Origin of the sequence: Bradyrhizobium sp. (assembly GCF_016219575.1) — a bacterium.
Taxonomy (GTDB): domain Bacteria; phylum Pseudomonadota; class Alphaproteobacteria; order Rhizobiales; family Xanthobacteraceae; genus Bradyrhizobium.
Genome location: NZ_JACRMG010000021.1, coordinates 1 through 1,125 on the forward strand (window position 1 = coordinate 1; position 1,125 = coordinate 1,125).

Here is a 1,125-nt window from a genome sequence, read left to right on the forward strand (position 1 = left end):
AACCGCAGGTCCCCTTGATCGTGTGAACCAGCCGGAAAATGTTGTCCAGGATCTTGGCGTTGTTCGGCTCCTGCTCGAACCGAACCAGCTGATTGTCAACCGTGTCCAGGCTCTCGCTGGTCTCGGTCAAAAACTCGCGCATAAGATCGTCCATCAGCGTCGCCTTCCAGTTTGTCGCGGCCAGCTGCGATCATCGTGCGGCAGCCATACCGGTCGTTCTCGAACGGCCCCTTGGGCCAGGCGGCACCTGCGCAGTGCCACGCGGCGTCGCGAGGCGGAACTCTCCAGCAATTGTTAGCTATTCGATTTCACGACCTCGTTAATTTCCCGCTCCGTGCAAATACGGATTTTGAGTCAATCCGCCGCTGACGAACGGCCACACGGAAATTTCGAGATAGAGTCTCGTAAAATGCCGCACATCGTGGCGGCCCGCAGGGAGCCGTATCGGATCAGGCCGCCAGCAGCGCGGCTTCGCGCTTGATCAGCTTCCTGATCTCCTTGAGCGCCTTGTAAAGCGCGCCGGCAGAGACATGCGCGTTGATGGCGGCGATCGCATCGCCGCAATCCGGGTGCGTCTGGCGCAGCTCCTTGACGAAGCCGAGATAGGCGGTCCGATAGCGCGCAACGTCGCTCTTGAGGTACATCGTCTGCACGCAGTGATAGAGCCGCTTGGCAGGCGTATTGGCGGTTTCCGCGCTGACCGTGTCGCGCTCGCGGAGCAGGGGCGCCTCGCCGTCGATCAGGAAGCACGTGCGGGTGCCGGAATTGATGATGACGGTTTCGCCGATGACGATCCGCTCAAACGGCTTAAGCTCGACTCGTAGCGGCACGATCGTCTCCTGTTCGAAGCAACGCGCAAGCAGAAGAGCTCACGACGTTTTCGAAACACCGTCCAGGGAATGCACGGCATTGGCGCCGCGATTCAATCTTCGGGATTTGCTGTCGAGGTGGCGGCGGGGATTTCCCCGCCGCCTTGATCGAAGGCTACGCCGCTTAGCGGAGCAGCTGCAGCACGCTCTGCTGGCTCTGGTTGGCGAGCGCGAGCGCGGACACCGCGATCGACTGGCGGGTCGACAGCGCCTGGCTGTTGGCCGCTTCCTCGTTGGTGTCGGCCAGCGTCAGGTT

Annotated in this window: 3 protein-coding genes; all 3 read right to left on the reverse strand. The window is 61.6% G+C overall.

Going from position 1 to position 1,125, the window contains the following annotated elements; genetic code table 11:
- Window positions 1-154, reverse strand: a 154-nt coding sequence (locus tag HZB49_RS18070) for an Hpt domain-containing protein (RefSeq protein WP_291613780.1), incomplete at its 3' end; no start/stop codon positions are given.
- Window positions 155-449: 295 nt separating this feature from the next.
- Entirely contained in the window at window positions 450-830 is a 381-nt protein-coding gene (gene flbT, locus HZB49_RS18075) for a flagellar biosynthesis repressor FlbT (RefSeq protein WP_291613778.1), read from the reverse strand.
- A gap of 163 nt (window positions 831-993) precedes the next feature.
- A partial coding sequence (locus tag HZB49_RS18080) for a flagellin (RefSeq protein ID WP_283816624.1) occupies window positions 994-1,125 on the reverse strand: 132 nt, incomplete at its 5' end.